The organism is Lactococcus sp. (assembly GCF_036648155.1).
In the GTDB taxonomy this organism is placed as follows: domain Bacteria; phylum Bacillota; class Bacilli; order Lactobacillales; family Streptococcaceae; genus Lactococcus; species Lactococcus cremoris.
Window position 1 is genome coordinate 28,545 of the sequence record NZ_JAVXIY010000011.1, and the last position, 19,045, is coordinate 47,589.

The 19,045-nt window shown below is 36.2% G+C and carries 21 protein-coding genes and 1 tRNA gene; 3 read left to right on the forward strand and 19 right to left on the reverse strand.

What is annotated here, in order from left to right; genetic code table 11:
• Window positions 1–37 precede the first annotated feature (37 nt).
• The 5 genes from RSC39_RS10750 to RSC39_RS10770 form a co-directional block, all read right to left on the reverse strand.
• Window positions 38–919 carry an NAD(P)-dependent oxidoreductase gene (locus tag RSC39_RS10750; protein ID WP_063281515.1) on the reverse strand — a complete coding sequence of 294 codons (882 nt, stop codon included), beginning with the start codon at window positions 917–919 and terminating at the stop codon, window positions 38–40.
• Between the two features lie 42 nt (window positions 920–961).
• Window positions 962–1,168 carry a hypothetical protein gene (locus RSC39_RS10755; protein ID WP_063281514.1) on the reverse strand — a complete coding sequence of 69 codons (207 nt, stop codon included), beginning with the start codon at window positions 1,166–1,168 and terminating at the stop codon, window positions 962–964.
• 71 nt (window positions 1,169–1,239) lie between these two features.
• Window positions 1,240–1,322, reverse strand: a tRNA-Leu gene (locus tag RSC39_RS10760).
• A gap of 144 nt (window positions 1,323–1,466) precedes the next feature.
• Window positions 1,467–1,844 carry a DUF1634 domain-containing protein gene (locus RSC39_RS10765; RefSeq protein ID WP_011836124.1) on the reverse strand — a complete coding sequence of 126 codons (378 nt, stop codon included), beginning with the start codon at window positions 1,842–1,844 and terminating at the stop codon, window positions 1,467–1,469.
• Entirely contained in the window at window positions 1,844–2,695 is an 852-nt protein-coding gene (locus RSC39_RS10770; protein ID WP_011836125.1) for a sulfite exporter TauE/SafE family protein, read from the reverse strand. Before RSC39_RS10770 ends, RSC39_RS10765 begins: the two co-directional genes overlap by 1 nt.
• A 185-nt stretch (window positions 2,696–2,880) precedes the next feature.
• On the opposite strand from RSC39_RS10770, the gene RSC39_RS10775 reads away from it, so the two are divergent.
• Window positions 2,881–3,060: a hypothetical protein gene (locus RSC39_RS10775; protein WP_011677262.1), complete on the forward strand. Its 180-nt coding sequence runs from the start codon at window positions 2,881–2,883 to the stop codon at window positions 3,058–3,060.
• 120 nt (window positions 3,061–3,180) lie between these two features.
• The gene (gene zwf / locus RSC39_RS10780) at window positions 3,181–4,692 is read left to right on the forward strand and encodes a glucose-6-phosphate dehydrogenase (RefSeq protein WP_021038004.1); all 1,512 of its coding nucleotides are present in this window, start codon (window positions 3,181–3,183) and stop codon (window positions 4,690–4,692) included.
• 194 nt (window positions 4,693–4,886) lie between these two features.
• Here zwf and RSC39_RS10785 read toward each other — a convergent pair whose 3' ends face one another.
• The 9 genes from RSC39_RS10785 to mreC form a co-directional block, all read right to left on the reverse strand.
• The gene (locus RSC39_RS10785; protein ID WP_011677264.1) at window positions 4,887–5,414 is read right to left on the reverse strand and encodes a YqeG family HAD IIIA-type phosphatase; all 528 of its coding nucleotides are present in this window, start codon (window positions 5,412–5,414) and stop codon (window positions 4,887–4,889) included.
• A gap of 129 nt (window positions 5,415–5,543) precedes the next feature.
• Window positions 5,544–6,683, reverse strand: a complete 1,140-nt coding sequence (gene dnaJ / locus RSC39_RS10790) for a molecular chaperone DnaJ (protein ID WP_332537119.1) — start codon at window positions 6,681–6,683, stop codon at window positions 5,544–5,546.
• Window positions 6,684–6,793: 110 nt separating this feature from the next.
• On the reverse strand, window positions 6,794–7,540 hold the full coding sequence (locus tag RSC39_RS10795; protein WP_063281512.1) for a C39 family peptidase: 747 nt from the start codon (window positions 7,538–7,540) through the stop codon (window positions 6,794–6,796).
• On the reverse strand, window positions 7,530–8,252 hold the full coding sequence (locus tag RSC39_RS10800) for an amino acid racemase (protein WP_063281511.1): 723 nt from the start codon (window positions 8,250–8,252) through the stop codon (window positions 7,530–7,532). The genes RSC39_RS10795 and RSC39_RS10800 overlap by 11 nt, the downstream gene beginning before the upstream one ends.
• Before the next feature lie 31 nt (window positions 8,253–8,283).
• The gene (locus RSC39_RS10805; protein ID WP_063281510.1) at window positions 8,284–9,510 is read right to left on the reverse strand and encodes a hypothetical protein; all 1,227 of its coding nucleotides are present in this window, start codon (window positions 9,508–9,510) and stop codon (window positions 8,284–8,286) included.
• 11 nt (window positions 9,511–9,521) lie between these two features.
• Entirely contained in the window at window positions 9,522–11,399 is a 1,878-nt protein-coding gene (asnB, locus tag RSC39_RS10810) for an asparagine synthase (glutamine-hydrolyzing) (protein ID WP_332537122.1), read from the reverse strand.
• 116 nt (window positions 11,400–11,515) lie between these two features.
• Window positions 11,516–12,799, reverse strand: a complete 1,284-nt coding sequence (locus tag RSC39_RS10815; RefSeq protein ID WP_332537124.1) for a CHAP domain-containing protein — start codon at window positions 12,797–12,799, stop codon at window positions 11,516–11,518.
• Window positions 12,800–12,932: 133 nt separating this feature from the next.
• Entirely contained in the window at window positions 12,933–13,460 is a 528-nt protein-coding gene (gene mreD / locus RSC39_RS10820) for a rod shape-determining protein MreD (protein WP_063281507.1), read from the reverse strand.
• 83 nt (window positions 13,461–13,543) lie between these two features.
• Complete coding sequence (gene mreC / locus RSC39_RS10825) at window positions 13,544–14,419, reverse strand: rod shape-determining protein MreC (protein WP_063281534.1); 876 nt, start codon at window positions 14,417–14,419, stop codon at window positions 13,544–13,546.
• Between the two features lie 653 nt (window positions 14,420–15,072).
• Between mreC and RSC39_RS10830 the strand changes: the two genes are divergently transcribed.
• Window positions 15,073–15,513 (forward strand): NUDIX hydrolase, encoded by a 441-nt coding sequence (locus RSC39_RS10830; protein ID WP_332537128.1) that lies wholly within the window; start codon window positions 15,073–15,075, stop codon window positions 15,511–15,513.
• A gap of 24 nt (window positions 15,514–15,537) precedes the next feature.
• Here the strand turns inward: RSC39_RS10830 and rpiA are convergent, their stop codons facing one another.
• From rpiA to RSC39_RS10855, 5 genes are all read right to left on the reverse strand, one after another.
• Window positions 15,538–16,212: a ribose-5-phosphate isomerase RpiA gene (gene rpiA, locus RSC39_RS10835; protein ID WP_332537131.1), complete on the reverse strand. Its 675-nt coding sequence runs from the start codon at window positions 16,210–16,212 to the stop codon at window positions 15,538–15,540.
• A gap of 79 nt (window positions 16,213–16,291) precedes the next feature.
• Window positions 16,292–16,978: a Crp/Fnr family transcriptional regulator gene (locus tag RSC39_RS10840; RefSeq protein WP_063281505.1), complete on the reverse strand. Its 687-nt coding sequence runs from the start codon at window positions 16,976–16,978 to the stop codon at window positions 16,292–16,294.
• 82 nt (window positions 16,979–17,060) lie between these two features.
• Complete coding sequence (locus tag RSC39_RS10845; RefSeq protein ID WP_332537135.1) at window positions 17,061–18,281, reverse strand: MFS transporter; 1,221 nt, start codon at window positions 18,279–18,281, stop codon at window positions 17,061–17,063.
• A 59-nt stretch (window positions 18,282–18,340) separates the two neighbouring features.
• Window positions 18,341–18,778 carry a universal stress protein gene (locus RSC39_RS10850; protein ID WP_063281503.1) on the reverse strand — a complete coding sequence of 146 codons (438 nt, stop codon included), beginning with the start codon at window positions 18,776–18,778 and terminating at the stop codon, window positions 18,341–18,343.
• Window positions 18,779–18,797: 19 nt separating this feature from the next.
• Window positions 18,798–19,001 carry a hypothetical protein gene (locus RSC39_RS10855; RefSeq protein ID WP_063281502.1) on the reverse strand — a complete coding sequence of 68 codons (204 nt, stop codon included), beginning with the start codon at window positions 18,999–19,001 and terminating at the stop codon, window positions 18,798–18,800.
• Window positions 19,002–19,045: the final 44 nt, after the last annotated feature.

Genomic DNA, 19,045 nt, shown 5'->3' on the forward strand with positions numbered 1-19,045 from the left:
GTAGCCTACTAGACTATTGGATTTATTTTCATAATTATTATTCTGGGCGATGTCCATCGGGCCACCAAAGTTTAATCAAAGCTTGTGTTCCATCATTTTCAAAACCTTTATCAGCTAATTGCCCATAAAGTTCCTTTGCCCCTTTAGTTGCCGGAAGTTCAAGATTCATTTTATCGGCCTCAGCAAGTGCAATCCCTAAGTCCTTGATGAAATGCTTAACAAAAAATCCAGCACTATAATCTTCACGGAGAATACGAGGACCATAATTAGCTAAAGACCAAGTGGCACCTGAACCTCCTCCAACAGTATTTAAAACTTTATCCAAATCCAAACCAGCTTTTTGGGCATAAGCTAGAAGTTCTGTCATTCCAGTCATTGTACCCGCAATACAAATTTGGTTAGCCATTTTGGTGTGTTGTCCACTTCCAGCTGCCCCTTGATGAGTAATAGTTTTTCCCATTTTTTCAAATAAAGGCAAAGCTTTTTCATAAGTTGCCAAATCACCACCAACCATAATGGTCAGTGTCGCTTTTTTGGCCCCCAAATCTCCTCCAGAAACAGGGGCATCAAGTGCAAAAGCTCCAACTTTTTTAGCTTCTTGATAAATTTCTTGTGCTAAAGTTGGCTCAGTCGTCGTCATATCAATAAGAATTTTTCCTGAACAATCATTTTTAAAAATTCCTTCTGTACCAAAATAAACTTCGCGGACATCCTTAGGATAACCAACAATTGTAATCACAAACTCAGCTTGAGCCGCAGCCTTTTGTGGATTTTCAGCATAAGTTGCACCACGTGCCACAAGACCGTCCGTTTTTGATTTTGTACGATTATAGACAATTAAATCATGACCAGCGTCCATCAGATGACCTGCCATAGCAGCTCCCATCACGCCTGTACCAATAAATGCAATTTTTGACATAAGCTCTCCTTTTATTTATCAGACTTCTAAAATCTGTTTAATTTAGTTTTGGTAATCACGACGTTTACGGGCTTTATCACCCCGCAAACGTTTGATTTTCCGATTACGATATTCATCTAACTGATAAGTTTTCAACCATTTATCAATAGCCACTCGTGAATTTCCTGTTTCTTCGCCAATGCTTGATAAAGAGCGTAAAGGATTTTCATCAATGATTTTCTCTAGTTCTTCTCTTGTTAATCTAGTCATATTTCTCCATCTCTCAAAAAGCTCAAAAGAGCAAAAAACGGCCAGCTTCCAGCCAACCGTCCACTTAATCATGGGGAAGAAGGGATTTGAACCCTCACGCGATTTCTCGCACATGCACCTGAAGCATGCGTGTCTGCCATTCCACCACTTCCCCTTGCGAATTCTCATAAGCTCGTCATTTTACGTAAGACGCTAAAGCGCCCACTTCAAAGGCACTTCCCCTACGGGTCATAACACTTTTCTATAATATCAGTTTCATAGAAAAAATGCAAGTTGAAAATCCGCTATGACGCCCTATCTAAGCACCTCCATGCCCTACAAACATTGCAACAATTAATATAATCAAAACCAAAGTTGTAATTGCCACATAGAGTTTATCTCCTTCTTTAGCAAAAGCCACAATTGAAGCAACCACTCGCAAAACAGGAGTCAAAATTAAGAGGAATAAACCAGTCATTAACCAAGCCAATGCTTTAAATTCAACTAAACCACTTAAAATTTCATTAAATTTATCTGGCCAAACTCCTTCAGCGTAGCCTGAATGACCACTTAAAAGAAACATCAAAATTCCAATAATAATGACTGTAGTACTCACGAATACACCAACACGAAGAATTTTCCCGATATTTCGCTCTATTTTGAGTAATTCTTCTTTTGTCAATTCTTTACTTACCATTAGAATGATACCCCCAATCCTTTAAGCAACATTTGCAAAGCCATAATTAAAATAACTGGAATGAAAATCAATCGAATTGTTTTCGCTGGCAATTTAGGCATAATTTTTGAACCTAAAGCAGCACCAGCAACAATCCCAATAGCAAGCGGACCTGCTAAACTTGGATTAACATAGCCATTGAAAAAATAAACCGTTGCAGAAGCCGCCGCCGTCACCCCAATCATCAAATTTGAAGTCGCTGTTGACGCTTTTAAAGGCATTTTCATCATTGAATCCATCGCCATAACCTTGAAGACACCTGAACCAATCCCCAAAAGTCCCGATGCCACACCAGCACCAAGCATAACAGCCGCACCGCCAGGAACTTTTTCTACTTGGTAAGGAATCTCTTTGCCAAGTTGCTTATCATAATAGCTTGAGTTTAATTTTAATTTTTCAGCTATTTTATCTGACTCAACATTTTGAACAACTTCTTCACCTTTATGCATTTTTCGCCACATATTGTAGCCTTGGAAAATCAAAAGGCAACCAAATAAGATATTCAAAATCGTGGCATCAAAAAATCCCGCTAAGATTGCACCAACTAAACCACCAATTGTGGTAAATATTTCTAAAAACATAGCCGTACGGACATTAATCATATCATCTTTCAAATAAGAAATGGCCGCACCAGAACTTGTTGCAATAACGGCAACAATACTTGCACCAATGGCGTATTTTATATCCACACCAAAAAATGTCGTAATAACAGGCGTGATAATAATTCCACCCCCAAGACCCAAAATTGATCCAAAAACCCCTGCGACGAAACCAAGAAGTAACATCAACAGAGTAAATACTAATAAAGACATGTATTTCTCCAATCTAATAACCCTATTCTACCAAAAACTTTTTAAAGCTGCTTGTTCCTTTGATTAAGATACTTTATCAAGAACATTTAAATCCTATTCTATTTTTTACAACCCCAATTTATGATATAATTCTTATAAGATTAATGCTTCACAAGAGTTTTTGAGGCAACTTATTGGAGGTTAAAATGAATAGACAAGAACTTGAAGCGCGACTTCGTCAGGAGTTAGCCATTCCCTTTTATAATGCTAAAGTAGCCGAACGTGAATATAGTGAGGCTGAGTTTCAAGAAATGAAAGCAGAACTTAAAGCTGATATTGAACAGTATGCTCATGACTATGTCAACGAAAGTAATGCTAATGGTTAAATTTTACTGACAGAAATTCTAAATAAGTCTGTCAGTGAATTAGGACTTCTAATTTTAATGATCTCTCACTTTTTATTTCTGTCAGTAAATTAATTATTGTTTTTTAAAAAAGGAAAAAATATGACCGAACAAAAACAAGCACTTTTCACCATTTTTGGAGCAACTGGTGACCTCGCTAAGAGAAAGCTCTACCCTTCACTCTTTCGTCTTTTCAAAAAAGGCGAATTGGCTGAAAATTTTGCCGTAATTGGAACAGCCCGTCGTCCTTGGACAAATGATTATTATCGTGAAGTTGTTTTAGAATCAATCAAAGATTTGATGAATTCAAAAACAGAAGCCGAAAACTTCGCAAGCCATTTTTACTATCAAAGTCATGACGTTAGTGATAGTTCACATTATGTGAATTTGAAAGACTTGGGCGAAAGTCTACGTAAACAATATAAAACAGCTGGAAATCAAGTTTTCTTTCTCGCCATGGCTCCCCAATTCTTTGGCACTATTGCCGAACACCTCAAATCAGAAAATATTTTGACAGGTGAAGGTTTTGAACGAATCGTTATTGAAAAACCATTCGGTACAAGTTACAATACTGCAAAATCACTCAATGACAGCCTCTCTAAAGTTTTTACTGAAGAACAAATCTTCCGAATTGACCACTATCTCGGTAAAGAAATGATTCAAGCTGTTTCAGCTGTACGATTTGCCAACCCTATTTTTGAGTCTATTTGGAATAATCAGCACATTGACAATGTCCAAATAACTTTTGCTGAATTTATCGGCGTTGAAGACCGCGGAGGTTATTACGAAACTTCTGGTGCTTTGAAAGATATGATTCAAAATCACGTTTTACAGGTCCTCAGTCTGATTGCGATGGAAAAACCTCAAAAATTTGATGAAGCCCATATTGTCAAAGAAAAAGTTAAGGCACTCAATGCCATGCGTCAATATTCTCCCGAGGAAGCTTTAAATAACTTTGTACGTGGTCAATATGTAGCTGGTCGCTTTGATGGCGAAGATTACTCAGGCTATCGTGAAGAAGATTCCGTTGCTCCAGATAGCCGAACTGAAACTTTCGCCGCAGGGAAGTTTGTTATTGATAACGAACGTTGGTCAGGTGTTCCTTTCTATGTTCGCTCAGGAAAACGAATGACCGAAAAAGGAACTCGCATTAATATTGTATTCAAAAAAGACCCTGATAATCTTTTTGCCGACAATTGCGATGACCAGTCTGTACAAAATATTTTAACTATTTATATTCAACCAACAGAAGGTTTTTCACTTTCTGTTAACGGAAAAGCAGCCGGTCAAGGTTTCCACTTAGAACCTTTGCGCTTGAATTTCCGTCACGACAGTGAATTCCTTGGAAATTCTCCTGAAGCGTATGAAAAACTCTTTTTAGATGTTCTTAATGGAGATGGTACGAACTTCTCTCACTGGGAAGAAGCCGCTCGTGCCTGGGAACTTATTGATGTTATTCGCGAAGCTTGGGATAAAGAAACCTCTGAACTCCCAACTTATGCCGCTCGTACTATGGGACCTAAAGCTGCCTTTGATTTACTCGAAAAAGAAGGACATGAATGGGCTTGGCAACCTGATGTCTGGTATCAAGAACGTGGTTACTACGATAAATAATAAATATAAAAACCTATCAGTAAGCAAGATAGGTTTTTTACGTTTTCCACAAACTTTTACACAGTTTTCCACATATTTGTGGAAAGACTTCACAATTCTGTGGAAAACTTTATGTTTTCAATAGTAAAATAGGATAAAAAAAGGATTTTACTTGTGGATTTATTTTTCCACAGGTAAAATTCCTTTTAATTTTTTTATAGACTTGTTTTCCACACAGGTTCACCGTCCCGTTTTATCAATTTGCTCCAAACTCGTCGTTCACGCCAGCGATTAACTTGAGTACTCCAAGCATCTGATTCGACCAAAGGTTTCACCAAAATACTTCTCACGCCAGCTCTGTGAGCAGCTCTGATATCTGTCATTAATTGGTCACCAACCATAATCACATTTTCAGGACGCTCATCAAGTAATCTTAAAGCTTTTTTTATCCCCCAGGCAAAAGGCTTCATTGCTCGCCAGATATAATCAACCCCAAACTTTTCCACAGCTCGAGCGACTCTTGCTTGTTTATTATTTGATACAACAACAACTTTCAAGCCATTCTCGCGCATTTCTGAAAGCCAAGCCAAAAGCTCTGGAGTTCCGTCAGGATTATCCCAGGCAATTAAAGTATTGTCCAAATCCACCATTACTGCACGAACATTTAGTGCTTGTAGACGTTTCGGATCCAGTTGATAGACAGCTTCCACTAAATAATCAGGCTTATAATTATCAATTTTCATGCCCCTATTATATCAAAAACTGACAGAAATTCCTGTTTTCCTCCCTAGAATTACTGACAGCTCTATCATCAGTAAACAGAATCATCAAATTACTGACAGAAGAAAAAAGTCGCATCAAGCGACTTTTTCTTATTTAAACTTATCAAAGAATCCTTTTTTACCAGAACCAGAAACTTCAATACCACTTGCCTTGGCAAAAGCTTGAAGAGCTTCTTTTTGAGCTTGATTCATGTTCTTAGGAGTGACAATATTAATAATGACATATTGATCACCATTACCAGAACCACGGAGTTTTGGAGCTCCTTTTCCTTTTAGACGGAAATTGGCACCAGTTTGTGTTCCCGCAGGAATTTTTAATTTCACATTACCATGTACAGTTGGAACTTCAACTTCATCCCCTAAGGCCACTTGAACAAAGTCCATTGGCATCTTATAGTAGATTTCCGCGCCATCGCGTTCAAATTTATCTGAAGCTTCTACTTGGAAGACAACATACAAATCACCGTAAGGACCACCATTTACACCTGCATCCCCTTGGCCTTGTAAACGCATTTTTTGACCAGTTTCAACACCAGCAGGTACAGTCACTTTAACAGTATGTGCAACTTTTTCATGACCTGAACCATGACAAGTTGTACATTTTTCTTTAATTTCCTTACCTGTTCCATGACAGACATCACAAGTTGTTTGAGTTTGCATCCGACCAAGCGGTGTATCACGAACAACATTAATTTGTCCACGGCCTCCACACTTATGACAAGTTTCCGGATGCGTTCCAGCTTTCGCTCCTGAGCCACCACAAGTGTGACAGAGTTCTTCACGATTATACTTCACTTGCTTTTCAACACCGAAAATAGCTTCTTCAAATTTTAAATTGATTCGATATTGTAAATCATCACCCTGACGTGGTGCATTTGGATTAACTTGCGCGCCACCGCCACCAAAGAAACTTGAGAAGATATCCTCAAAACCACTGAAACCGCCAGAAGCTCCGCCAAAGCCTGAGAATCCAGAAGCTCCACCGAAGCCTCCACCGCCAAAACCACCATTAGCTCCTGCTTCACCATATTGGTCATAGGCTGCTCGTTTTTGTTCATCAGAAAGCGTTTCGTAAGCTTCTTGAACCTCTTTGTACTTATCCTCAGCCCCTTCTTCTTTATTTAAATCGGGGTGATATTTTTTGGACATTTTACGATAAGCTTTTTTTATTTCATCTTGACTGGCATTTTTATCAACGCCCAGTCGTTCATAATATTCAGTATTATTCATTTCTAAATTACTCACTTCCTTTACTAAATCAATTTTTCAATAGCACTATTTTACCACGTTTTTTCACTTTTGGCAAAAAAATTAGCACTCTTTTTATCAGAGTGCTAATATCATTTTAAAAATTCAATCGCAAATTGATTTGTTTCATTGTAAACTGAGGCAATCGTAGATTCACCTAACCAATATTTCCCTTTAATCGGGTCAGTCACATGAAATTCTTTTTTATCCTCATTGTAGCCATCCAATATTACGGCATGAGTGTTCGCAACAACCATATAACCATAATAATCATCATAAGTAATATTCGGACTATCAAAGTCAATTGTCACCCACATCTCAACCAAATGTTCTGATAAGACAACTCGTTTAATTTCATCAATACTTTGCCCAGACAAATCAGACACCTGAACATTATTATCTTGAGCAAAGCTTATCAGAGCCTCTGGCCAAATTGTCGGGAATCCTCCGTCGGGAATTTCATCGTCAGCCGTCCATGGATTCCCAGCATAGCCACTGTTTGGATCTCCTCCCCATCCAACATAGGGTAACTCGTCAATCCAGTCATTAACTGTTTTTCCTTGCGTTTTATCCAAATAGACTAAAGCATTATAGAAAGAAACAATCTCACATCCTTGATAAGCACCAATTGTGATTTGATTGATATTTCCTGTTTTCATTAATACATAATCATCTTTTCCTTGACTATTTGTTTTATAAAAAGTTTTTGAGGCAGGACTTAATTGTTTGTCTTCTTGATTTTTAGGATTCAATAAAAATGTCACAAAAACCAAGAAAGCGACAAGGATTAACAAAATTACGATATTTTTTTTAAAAAGTTTTTTCTTTTTAATAGTCATCTAGTAAGTCTTTTTTCCCCATCATGGCTAAAGTTTGGTGTACCGTTTCAGCTTGTGCATCAATTATCCTATATTCTTTTGTCAAATCGTAAGCATCATACAACACTGACAGTTCTGTGCAACCTAATATTGTTACTTCGCAGTTCATTTTAGAAGCCACATCAGATAAAATTTCATGATAAAGTTCAAAGTTGAGATTTCTATTTTCCTTGACTTCTTGATAAATCAATCGATTAACTTTTTCTTGTAATTCTTCATCAGGAACCACCGCTTCATAACCTTGTTCTTCCAAGGCCTCGCGATAAACTCCCGTCAAAATCGTTCCTTCTGTTGCCAAAACAGCGACTCTCTTAGCGCCCGAAAAGTGACGACCAATACTATCAACCGCGATACGTGGCATATGTAAAATTGGAATTTCTGTTGCTTTTTGCATCTCATCAAAATAATAATGAGCAGTATTACAAGGGACAACAAAAAACTTTGGTGAAAGTTGACTATGAATTTTGATATCATCAATCAATTTTTCTTCTGGATTTTCTAATGAAGGATTCTTGATATAATCTGTTCGGTCAGGAATTGTTGCATGATTAACTACGATATAATTCAAATAATCTTGGTCACGATAAGCTTCTGTTCGGTCATTCAACGTATGAATAAAACTTTCGGTAGCAAGAGTCCCCATTCCTCCCAAGATTGTAAAGAAGTTTTCCATTATATTCTCCTGTCCTTCTTATTCTTAATTTTTATTTGTGAAAATACGTTTTAAATGTCCCAATATAGCGATGGAAGGCATACTTCATTAAAAGATAACGTTTAGGTGAATTATCTTTCGAGTAAAATAACGTTGTTCCATAGTTTCCTGAATTAATAAAACGACGAATTTCTTCTTTAAAGCTAGGGTTTACATATTTAAGCAATACTTTTTTAGGAACTCCTAACCAAAGTTTAGTCCCTTTACCATAAACCGTTTCAGTAAAAGCTTCGTTGTAAATACGGTCAGCCACCAAATAACGGGTCAAATTATAGCCATTTAAGGTAACATAGAATGAACTACGCCCTTGACGTAAGTTAATTTCAAAAAGTTTATAAGAACCATCACGTGGATCATACTTCATATCGAAATTCGCAAAACCTGTGTACTCAATTTTCTCAAGAAAGTCCTGAATTTGTTGGTAAACTTGTTCATTGTAATCTGGCAAAATTGCGACATAGTTTCCAATTGCTTTTGGACTTGGATCTTCAAGCAAAGGATGACCTAAACACATCATTCTTACCTTATGATTTTTATCTACATAAGCATTCAAAACACGCATGTTTTCATCGCCACCAGGAATAAAGTCCTGAATAATCATTTCATCAGGATAACCGGCTTCATAACAACGATGAAGCATTAACTTCATTTCTTCATTTGATTCAATCGTGAAAGCCTTCTTTTGACCTTCAAAATGAACATCCAAGTAAGAAATAGAATTCCCAGGTTTTAAAATCATTGGGTAAGGGAAACTTAAACTGTCCACTAAAGAATCTATTTCTGATTCAGGATTAACCAATACCGTTTTAGGATATGGCAAGCCATACTGCTCACAGATATTGTAAAAATCCGGTTTATTTTCTAATTGTTGATAAAGAGAGTAATCAATATAAGGCACTTCAAAAAAATCGGAAAGTTCATCACGATATTTCGAAGCAAGTAAAGCATAGCCATCCCCACAAGCCACTAAAAGATATTTTTTTTGATCATCCTTATGTTTACTTGCGAAATCACGAAGAACTTGGATAAAAGTTTCCTCATGGTCAAAATTTTCATGTGTTTGCACTTCAACGATTTTCGAATACTTTGTGGGTGCCAATCCAGAAGCACTTAAAGCAAGGGAAGTAATCCCAAATTCTTCATGAAATGAACGAGCCATTCCATATACGTTGATATCAGAACCTAACAGAATAGGTTGAAATTCAATTGTTTGTGACACAAAAACCTCCCTTAAAAATTAACTACAGCAGGTTTTTCACCATTATTGATGAAGTAAACATCATACCAAGTCAAGAATGAATAAATTGTCCAGAGTTTACGACGAGCATCATTTTTATCTGCAAAGTTATCATCCAACATCTTCAAAAGTTTTTCTTGGTCGAAAAATTCTGCAACAAAGTCTTGTTCAAACAATTGACGAACAACTTTATAATACTTCTCTTCTCTTAACCAGTCTTTAATTGGCACTGGGAATCCCAATTTTTTACGATTTGACCATTCTTCTGGCAAATGACGACGAGCAGCTTGACGGAAAGCATATTTTGTATTATGCTCATTCAAAAGGAATTTAGAAGGAATTTGTTCAGCTGTGTGCATCAATTCAATGTCTAACAATGGGACACGTAATTCAAGTGAATGTGCCATCGCCATTTTATCTGCTTTAAGCAAGATATCTCCTGGCATCCATTGGTGCATATCAAGATATTGCATTTTACGAAGTTCAGAACCTTCTGGTGCTTTTTTATAAGTTTTTCCAACAATTTCTTTGACTGTTGGAGCCGCTTGGAATTCTTCTTTCAAAAGCTCAACTGATTCAGACTCATCAAATACTTTTGCTTGCCCGATGAAGAAGTCCTCAGCTGGTGCAAGTGATTCATATAGATGCTTTTGTCCTTTGAAATGTTTGTTTTCAATTCCACGAGCAATTGAGAAACGTAAAGATTTTGGTAATTTCTTCAAACCTTCTGCAAAAACACGAACCGCACGAGAATTGGTACTAAATCCATAAGACTCATAACCAGCAAAAAGCTCATCTGCCCCTTCACCACTCATCACAACACGTACATCACGTGCTGCCAATTCAGCAAGGAAAAAGAGAGGCACACAAGAAGGATTTGAATCTGGTTCATCTAAATAATATTGAATTTGTGGGAAATACTTGAAAGCTTCATCCCCATGAATTTCACGAGAAGTATTATTCAAACCAATCATATCAGTTAATTGTTTGGCTTGTTTAGATTCATTGAAAGTCCCTTGACCGAAACCAATAGAATAAGTGTGTTCAGGACGAAGCGTTGAAGCAACATAACTAGAATCCACACCACTTGATACAAAAGCACCCACTTCAACATCAGCGAACTTATGAGCATCAACAGAACCCAAAACGGTCTTGTCAATCAAATCAATTGATTCTTCCAAGCTCATATCTTTTTCATCAACTTTCATATCCCAATAAGGTTTAATATCTAAACCCCCATCTTTATATGTAAAGTAATGTCCTTCTTTGATACGAAAAACATTTTTAAAGAAAGTTTCATCAAGAGCAGAATATTGGAAAGTCATATAAGGTTTCAAAGCTTCTTTATTCAATTCTTTTTTGAAGTTTGGATGTTTCAAAAAGCTTTTAATTTCAGAACCATACATGAAAGTTCCGTTCATTTGAGTATAGTAAAGAGGCTTGATACCGAAATGGTCGCGTGCGCCAAACAATTCTTGTTTTTCTCTATCCCAAATCACGAAAGCAAACATTCCACGAAGTTTTTGAAGAAGCTCTACACCGTATTCTTCGTAACCGTGTAAAAGCACTTCTGTATCAGCGTGAGTAGTAAAATCATGGCCTTTAGAGATAAGGTCTTCACGCAATTCACGGAAATTATAAATTTCGCCATTAAAAGTAATCAATTTAGTTTTATCTTCATTGAAAATGGGTTGGTCTCCACCTTCAAGGTCAATAATACTCAAACGACGAAAGCCAATTGCGGCACCTTCATCAATAAATTCACCTGAACTACTTGGACCACGGTGAACAATAGTATTCATCATTTCTTCTAAAGTTTTTGATTTATCATTTTGATTCATCCGGTCAATAAAGCCGACAATTCCACACATTTATATCTATCCCCTTATCATTTTTCCTTATTATTATACCACAATAATAAAAAATGATTTGACAGAAGGAAAATAATTCCCCACTATCAAATCACTATTTTTCTTAAATTATAAACTTAAACGTGAATGAAACCATAGTTAGCATCACTAATTTTTACTGTACTTGTTGTATTGAAGTAACCACTACCTTGGTTAATGGCTTCTCCGATAACCATAGTCCCAGCTGCTTTATTTACACTTTGAACAACAGCGACGTGACCATAACTACCACCACGAACATTTGGTCCAAAGACTGCTACTGAAGAACCAGCTACTGGATTACTGTCAACTGTGAATCCTGCTGCACTTGCAGAAGCTGCCCAGTCTGCTCCATTACCCCAATAATCACCTACACGGCTACCAAATACTGATTTCACATAGTAAGTACATGTTGGCGCTACGTAAGTCCCTGGGTTTGAGCCATAATTCGTTGACGGAATGTTATATCCACCTGAACTATTGCCACCAGAAGAATTATTTCCGGAATTCGAACCACTGTTACCTCCATTGTCTGGGGTACTTGAGCTTTCACCCGTTGAACCAGAGTTTGAATTATTAGAGTTCGATGAGTTTGAACTGCTTGAACTGTTTGAACTGTTTGATTTTGAACTACTTGAGCTAGCAGGGGCTTGAGAAATTTGTACAATAGGTGCCGCATTTGCTTTTTCTACAGCTTCAGCAGCTGCTTTTGTTTTAGCCGCTTGTTCTGCCGCTGCCTTTTCTGCTGCCGCTTTTTCTGCTTGCAATTCTGATTTTTTATCTTGAGCATTTGTAATCGTCAATTGATAATTAATTTGAGCAACTTTCAATTGAGCTTGTTGCTCAGAAAGATCTTTGGCTTGATTAGCCAAATCATTTTCTGCCGCTGCCATGATTCCATCATTTTTTTGGTTCTCAGCTTGTTTATCTTGAACAGCCTTCATATCTTTTTGTTGCTGTTCAATCATATTTTTGTTAGCTGAAGTTACCGTAGCCATAGCCGAAATCTTTTGAATTGCATCTGTCAATGATTTTGAATTAACAACTGCATCTAAATAATTCGTTGTTGAATTATTAACTTGGGCACTACGAGCTTGAGCTTGCAAAGAAGCATTACGTTCATTAATATTCTCACGTAAAGTTGTAACTTGTGCATTGAGTTTTTTACCCTCAGCTGCAAGTTTTGCCATCTTATTCTTCAAGTCGGCTTGTTTTGATTGAATAGAATCAATTTTTGATTGAATTGTATCAACTTGAGCTTGAGCTTGAGTTTTTGCATCTTGCGCACTTGAAATTGTGGCATCTTGCTTTGCAATATCTGAATTTGTGTCAGCGTAAACACCTGACAACGGGGCTGCAGCAGAAAGTACTACTGTAGACATTAAAATAGCTGAGATAATCTTTTTTTTCATAACTGTAATTTTTTAATTTTTCCTCCCATTAAGTTCGGTTGAATAAACATATTATACTATTCCTACCCCACCATAATATTTCTTTATGATTACAAAACACTTTCTAATTGTATCTTGCGTGACTTTTTTTTAATCTGTAAAAAATTTCTAAAGGAAATTGTAGCCCGGCAGCCAAGATAATATTAAGTAAAAGTGTAGGAGCTAACTGATATACAACAAAATTAATAAAGTTAAGATGTGCAAATCCAAAAACCGTCATAATGATTGCACTAAAGACTTCGAAAGCGGTCACAATAATAATTGTTGTAAAAAGTCGTGTCCAACGATTAGTAAATATGGTTATTTGTATATTATATACAAAAAGAGCAATAAGTGGGAACAATAAGGTCGCAATTCCATAAATTCCTAAATAATAGCTATCATAAATTGCACCCAAAATTGCCGCTAAGATAATGATATAGCTTGGTCTGTGCTGAGTGACACTATACATTAGAAAAATCAAAAATAGATGACTCACTGGTACCCAAGTCCCACTACTCAATCCCGTTAAAAGATGGGTAATTTGACCGTCCAAAATTATTAGTAAAAAAAGAATAATTGGACTAAAAAATTGAAATGTAAATCGACTCACTACTTAATTCCTTGTATTCTAGTTATTTTTCTAAACAAATTGATGTTTAAATTTTAATAATATAAACATTCTTAACTCTTTAATTATTGACCGTCAATTTTGCTTTTAATAACAAAGACAAATCTAATATCATAAAGATTCGTTTCTGGTTTAACATACACCATTTTACCAAGACCATCACTATCTTGTTTTTCACCAATAACAGTCCCTATCAAAAGTCCACTTGGTGTTCCGCCCTCACTACCTGAGTTAGTACCCAAACCACTGGTAAATACCGAATCACCATTTTTGAATTTTCCTTGAGAATCTATATTCTTAATAACATAGGCTTGTTGTTGAGAATCATAACTACTCAAAATACCATAAATTGGTGAGCCGTCACTTTCAATTCTGACAGGAATTTTATTTGCAATTCCTTTAGATGAGCTTAACAGAGCAACTTTTGCGCTACTTTTGTTGACTTGGGTAACGCGCCCGACAACACCACCATTTGCCATTACGATCATACCATTTTTCAAACCATCTTTGCTCCCACTATCAATGACTAGTGTATCATTCCATGATGATGGCTCACGAGTAATCACATTGGCAGCGACTTGCTGATAGTCAGTGAGTGTTTCTTGAAGTTTTAAAGCTTTCTTTAACTCTTTGTTTTCTGACTCAAGCCCACTCAATTTATTGTCATCATTCTTTGATTTTACCAACTGTGTTTTTAAACTTTGATTTTGCTGATAAGTATTCATCAAGTTGGAAAGTTCATTTGCTTTGTCTTGAACAAAATGGATTGGTGCAACAAGAACACGGTCAACAAAACTTGTCCCATCATTAATTGTCTGGGTCATCGCTGATGGATTACGGTTGGACTTAAAATTTTTGGCAGAGATAAAAATTGCTGACATCGCTGCAATGATAATAATAAGTGCAATAATAATAAGCTTACTTAGGTTAATTTTTTTCACTCTTCTATGTTCCCTTCGGTAATATGTTTCAAACACCATAAGTTGAGTTTGAAAGCTTTGTGATTTCACATAGCCTCTTGCTATAAGCAAAAGCAATTCTTATATCGTTTATCTATTTGAGCTATCTTTATACTTTCAATATGATAGTCGTACAAGTTCTTCCTACTCGTACCTTATTTTATCAAATTTGGCAGAATTTTGATAGACATTAACAATATTCTCATATAAAAGTTAAAACATCTGTTTCTTTCTAAAATCTTGAAAAAGTTAGGAAGATTTCCCTCCTTAATTTTATTAATAAAAAAAGTCCTCCAGATTATGGTAAAAAAACAGCTTAACAATTTATTAAATGATGGACTAATATAACATTCCCTACAAGAGGATCCTATCAAAGCATCATGTATGGCTCATCTCTCTTAAAAGAGCTTTTAAGTTGACGCTAATTTTTTGAAAATATCTACGGTACAAAGTTTTTATAGGCCCCTCTCTTATTAACATCTCCCATGAGAGGAGACTATATGATAGTTCCAAACATTTTAACTTTATTAGTATAGAGGATTATTAGCTATTTTATTAACTTTTTGATAAAATAATAATAATTTCTGTAAGCGGTTTTTATATAATGAAATAACTAATATTTAGAGGAGAATTTTATGAGTCATATTCCAGTTTTTGGTGAAAAAAATGAAGGAAAAGATTATCAAGCAAGATATGGCGTCTACTCAATTGTAGCAAGAGAGAACAAAGAAATTTGCCTTGTTCAAGCCCCTAACGGAGCTTACTTTCTTCCCGGAGGTGAAATTGAAGCTGGAGAAAATCAAGAAAAAGCGCTCCACCGTGAACTTATGGAAGAATTGGGAGCTACTGCTGAAATCGGAGAATTCCTAGGCCAGGCTGATGAGTATTTTTATAGTTCACATCGAGATAAATATTTTCATAATCCTGCTTATATCTTTGAGACTAAAAATGTTCACTTTGATTCTAAACCACTCGAAGATTTCAATCACGTTAGTTGGTTTGACCCAGAAACAGCTATCAGCAAACTCAAACGCGGCTCCCATAAATGGGGAGTTCAAGAATGGTTGAAAAAATAAAAAATCGTCAGTCAGACGATTTTTTTATTGACTTATTATTTTTACTCCGCCAGAACCGGCGACAATCACTTTTTTCACCATATCATTAAAGAGACCGTGTTCTACAACTCCGACCATTAAATCAAGTTCATCAGCAAGTTTTTGGGGATTTTCAATTTTTGCAATATGAAGGTCAATAATAAAGTGTTGCATATCTGTTATTAATTTCTCCCCCTCATCATTTAAACGCCAAGTGGGAGCATAAGCAGCTCTTTCAAAAGCTTTAAATAATTGCTCTGAGCCATAAGGAATAACTTCTACCGGAACTTTAAAAGAACCAAGATTTTCTGATAATTTACTCTCATCAACAATCCAAATATAGTCTTTTGAGTAAGTGGCAACGATTTTTTCCATTAAAAGTGCCGCTCCGCCTCCTTTAATACCATTCAAGTGAGAATCAATTTCGTCCGCTCCATCAACAGTCAAGTCAACATAATCTACTTCATCAATTGAAGCTAAAGGAATTCCCAGCGCTTTTGCTTGTTCACTTGTCACACTAGAAGTTGTCACGCCTGTAATTTCTAATTGTTCTTCAGCAACTCTTCTCCCTAATTCTTCTACAAAATAGGCTGCTGTTGACCCTGTTCCTAAGCCAACAACCATTCCTGATTTAACAAATTCAGCCGCTTTTATCCCAACTTGTTTTTTTAAATTTTCCATTTTACCTCCTTGAATATTTCGATATCACACTGACTTAATTATAGCAAAAAAGCTACTTAAAGTAGCTTTTTTATTTATATTAACTAATATATTCTTCTAGGTATTGAGGATTATAAATCATAATTTTATTATCAATCACTCCAATTACTTTTTCATCCTTTAAATCATGAAGAATACGGTTAACACTATTTCGTGTAGAAATACCACAAAAACCTGCAATATCTTCATTAGTGACAGTAAAATCAATCAGAATTCCATCTTTTTTTCTTATTCCGAAATCATCAATCAAACTGTGAAGACAAGCGCAAACCGCTCCCTTCTTACCATTGATTGTCATTTTTTGAAGAATTTCTAAATTAAGTGCTAGTCTTCGTTTATAAAAGTCATCAACAACTCTGAATAAATTCAAATCCTCACGAACCCAATTCCAAAAATCACTGCGTGAAATTTTATAAAAACTGGCTGTTGGAGACTCAATTCGTACATTAAATAACGCTGAAATTCCATCGTTTTGTTTCTCTTCCAATAAAGAAACAAAATCTGGCTGCGCAACATACGCAATATTAAATTCACGACCATCTCTTAAAATATTGCTAATCTTCGCTACACCATCTTTGAGTACATAGATATATTCTGATTCAATTCCTTGATACATAATATAACTATGTTTTTTGCGTGTTACAACACTCACTTTTTTTTGTTCTAGTGTATTGATTAGATATTCAATGTTTACGTTTGCCATTTCTTCCATCTTATTAAAACTCATCTACTCGCTAATTTGTTCATTTATTCGCCTATATAAGGCTGTAGCCATTTCATTATATCATTTTTTATGTAAATCATTAAAATCAAACTTTAGTGCTTGATTTTTGATGTTTACCATGAATAAGATAGTATATTATCCAAACAATTATAACTGCTGGCGCACTATAAAGGTATAAGTTTCGGAAACCTAGCATTCCATTTCCCAACATCGGAATAACCGCTCCAAGAACGATTGGTCCTCCACCAACACCTAAGTCTAAAAAGCCAAAGAAGGTAGAAGTCGCGACACCGATACGGTCCTTACTTGAATCCCGAATTGCAATTGCTTGACCAAATGGTGCGACACCGCCGTACCCAAGCCCGAAAGCTCCCCCAGCAATCAACAAGACAACGAATCCAATGGCTGGGCTAAAGAATCCGGCAAGTCCAACAAGAAGCATGGCAACAGCAAAGAAAATAAAGGTTGGATTAAAGATCCAGTTATCACCTTTAGTATCGAATAGACGACCAGTGAATGGACGTGATACAAAAATTAAAATTGCATACATGGTGAAGAATAATGAACCTGCAAGTGGAATCTTGAGGTCTGTAGAAAACGAACCCATTCCCGTTAAGATAGCTGAGTCAATAAATCCAGCTAAGAAAGCAATAATTGAGATAGGAAGGGCAGATTTTTCAATGTAACGCTCAATCCCTTTGGGCTCATGTTCTAAAGCATAGGCACGTTCTTCAGCCGAAAATTCTTTGACACGAACAAAGAAAATCAAGATGAATGTAACAACTAGCAAACCAAGAGCAATTCCAAGTAAAGAGCCAAAGCCAAGTGAGGAATAAATCATGATTGATAATGCTGGACCAACGGCGGCTGCAAGCGTAACGGATAAGGCATAATAACCAATCCCTTCACCACGACGTGAAGCTGGCACAACGTGTCCAGCAATTGTTCCTGACGCCGTTGCCCCAATCCCAAAACCAGCTCCTTGAATCACTCGAATCAAAAAGAGTAAGGGAATATTGGTTGTCAAATAATAGCCAAAGGTTAAAACAAGAAAAATAAGTCCACCAATATAAAGCAAACGTTTCATTCCGATACGCGTGATATTAATCCCTGTCCAGACCCGACCAATAAGGGCCCCGATAACAAAAACACTTGACAAGGAAAGACTTACAACTGTTGATTGATGCAGTTGTTGAAGTGCATAAGTTCCTATTGAAGAAGTTAAGACATAAAAAACAATATAAAATAAAAAACTAATTAGCGTGTTAATTACGAAAGTAGGTGTAAAAATACTTTCTTTTTCCATGATTTTTTCCATTTCTAAGTAAGAGCCTCTGCTCTTTTTAAGTGAATTAGGTAGAACTGTTATTTTCTAACAATGAGTGTGTTGCATTTGGCATGATTAACAATATATGATGCAACTGACCCAACAACTACACGTTCTATATAACTAATCCCTGTTGCGCCAACAATAATCAAATCTACGTTTTCTTGTTTCGGAATTTTTGTTGCCATTGCCACTTTAGGCGAGCCATATTCCAGCAGAGTTCTAACATTAGTCAACCCTTCATCAAGAGCTTCTTTAGCAAACTGTTGTAATAAACGTTTTGTTCCATTTTCGTGCCGTTCTTCGGCAATTGTGTCGTAAGTGTTTACGGCAAGAAATGAACGTTTTTCAATAACATTAGCAAGAATAAGTTCAGCGTCATTACGTTTAGCTATCCTAACTGCTTCATCGAAAGCTTTAAGTGATTCTGCTGAACCATCCATACCAACTAAAATTCTTGAATATTTTTGTTCCATACTAGCTATCCTTATCTAATTAACCGATGGCAGAAATGTTTCTTACTTCAAAAGCAAATTTGCCATCTTCAGTTTTTACAAAGCCGTGATGATTTGAAACAAATTCGATTGCTTCGTCCATGTTCACAAATTCTTGAATGACACTACGTACTTTGGTATCACCCACATAGTTTGGTGTTGAGTTTTCTTCGTATGAAGAAAGTCCTTTAAATTCAAATTTCATTTTGAAATCTCCTTCTTAAATAACAAATATTTTTGAAAAACAAT

Bases quoted from the DNA above. Each gene is read 5' to 3' on its own strand.
- RSC39_RS10775 (WP_011677262.1), top strand. From the start codon at position 2,881: ATGAATAGACAAGAACTTGAAGCGCGACTTCGTCAGGAGTTAGCCATT.
- RSC39_RS10770 (WP_011836125.1), bottom strand. From the start codon at position 2,695: ATGTCTTTATTAGTATTTACTCTGTTGATGTTACTTCTTGGTTTCGTC.
- RSC39_RS10855 (WP_063281502.1), bottom strand. From the start codon at position 19,001: ATGAAATTTGAATTTAAAGGACTTTCTTCATACGAAGAAAACTCAACA.
- dnaJ (WP_332537119.1), bottom strand. From the start codon at position 6,683: ATGAATAATACTGAATATTATGAACGACTGGGCGTTGATAAAAATGCC.
- RSC39_RS10845 (WP_332537135.1), bottom strand. From the start codon at position 18,281: ATGGAAAAAGAAAGTATTTTTACACCTACTTTCGTAATTAACACGCTA.
- RSC39_RS10850 (WP_063281503.1), bottom strand. From the start codon at position 18,778: ATGGAACAAAAATATTCAAGAATTTTAGTTGGTATGGATGGTTCAGCA.
- asnB (WP_332537122.1), bottom strand. From the start codon at position 11,399: ATGTGTGGAATTGTCGGCTTTATTGACCGGATGAATCAAAATGATAAA.
- RSC39_RS10800 (WP_063281511.1), bottom strand. From the start codon at position 8,252: ATGGAAAACTTCTTTACAATCTTGGGAGGAATGGGGACTCTTGCTACC.
- RSC39_RS10785 (WP_011677264.1), bottom strand. From the start codon at position 5,414: ATGAAAATTGATAATTATAAGCCTGATTATTTAGTGGAAGCTGTCTAT.
- zwf (WP_021038004.1), top strand. From the start codon at position 3,181: ATGACCGAACAAAAACAAGCACTTTTCACCATTTTTGGAGCAACTGGT.
- RSC39_RS10795 (WP_063281512.1), bottom strand. From the start codon at position 7,540: ATGACTATTAAAAAGAAAAAACTTTTTAAAAAAAATATCGTAATTTTG.
- RSC39_RS10830 (WP_332537128.1), top strand. From the start codon at position 15,073: ATGAGTCATATTCCAGTTTTTGGTGAAAAAAATGAAGGAAAAGATTAT.
- rpiA (WP_332537131.1), bottom strand. From the start codon at position 16,212: ATGGAAAATTTAAAAAAACAAGTTGGGATAAAAGCGGCTGAATTTGTT.
- RSC39_RS10815 (WP_332537124.1), bottom strand. From the start codon at position 12,799: ATGTCTACAGTAGTACTTTCTGCTGCAGCCCCGTTGTCAGGTGTTTAC.
- RSC39_RS10750 (WP_063281515.1), bottom strand. From the start codon at position 919: ATGTCAAAAATTGCATTTATTGGTACAGGCGTGATGGGAGCTGCTATG.
- RSC39_RS10840 (WP_063281505.1), bottom strand. From the start codon at position 16,978: ATGAGTTTTAATAAGATGGAAGAAATGGCAAACGTAAACATTGAATAT.
- RSC39_RS10755 (WP_063281514.1), bottom strand. From the start codon at position 1,168: ATGACTAGATTAACAAGAGAAGAACTAGAGAAAATCATTGATGAAAAT.
- RSC39_RS10765 (WP_011836124.1), bottom strand. From the start codon at position 1,844: ATGGTAAGTAAAGAATTGACAAAAGAAGAATTACTCAAAATAGAGCGA.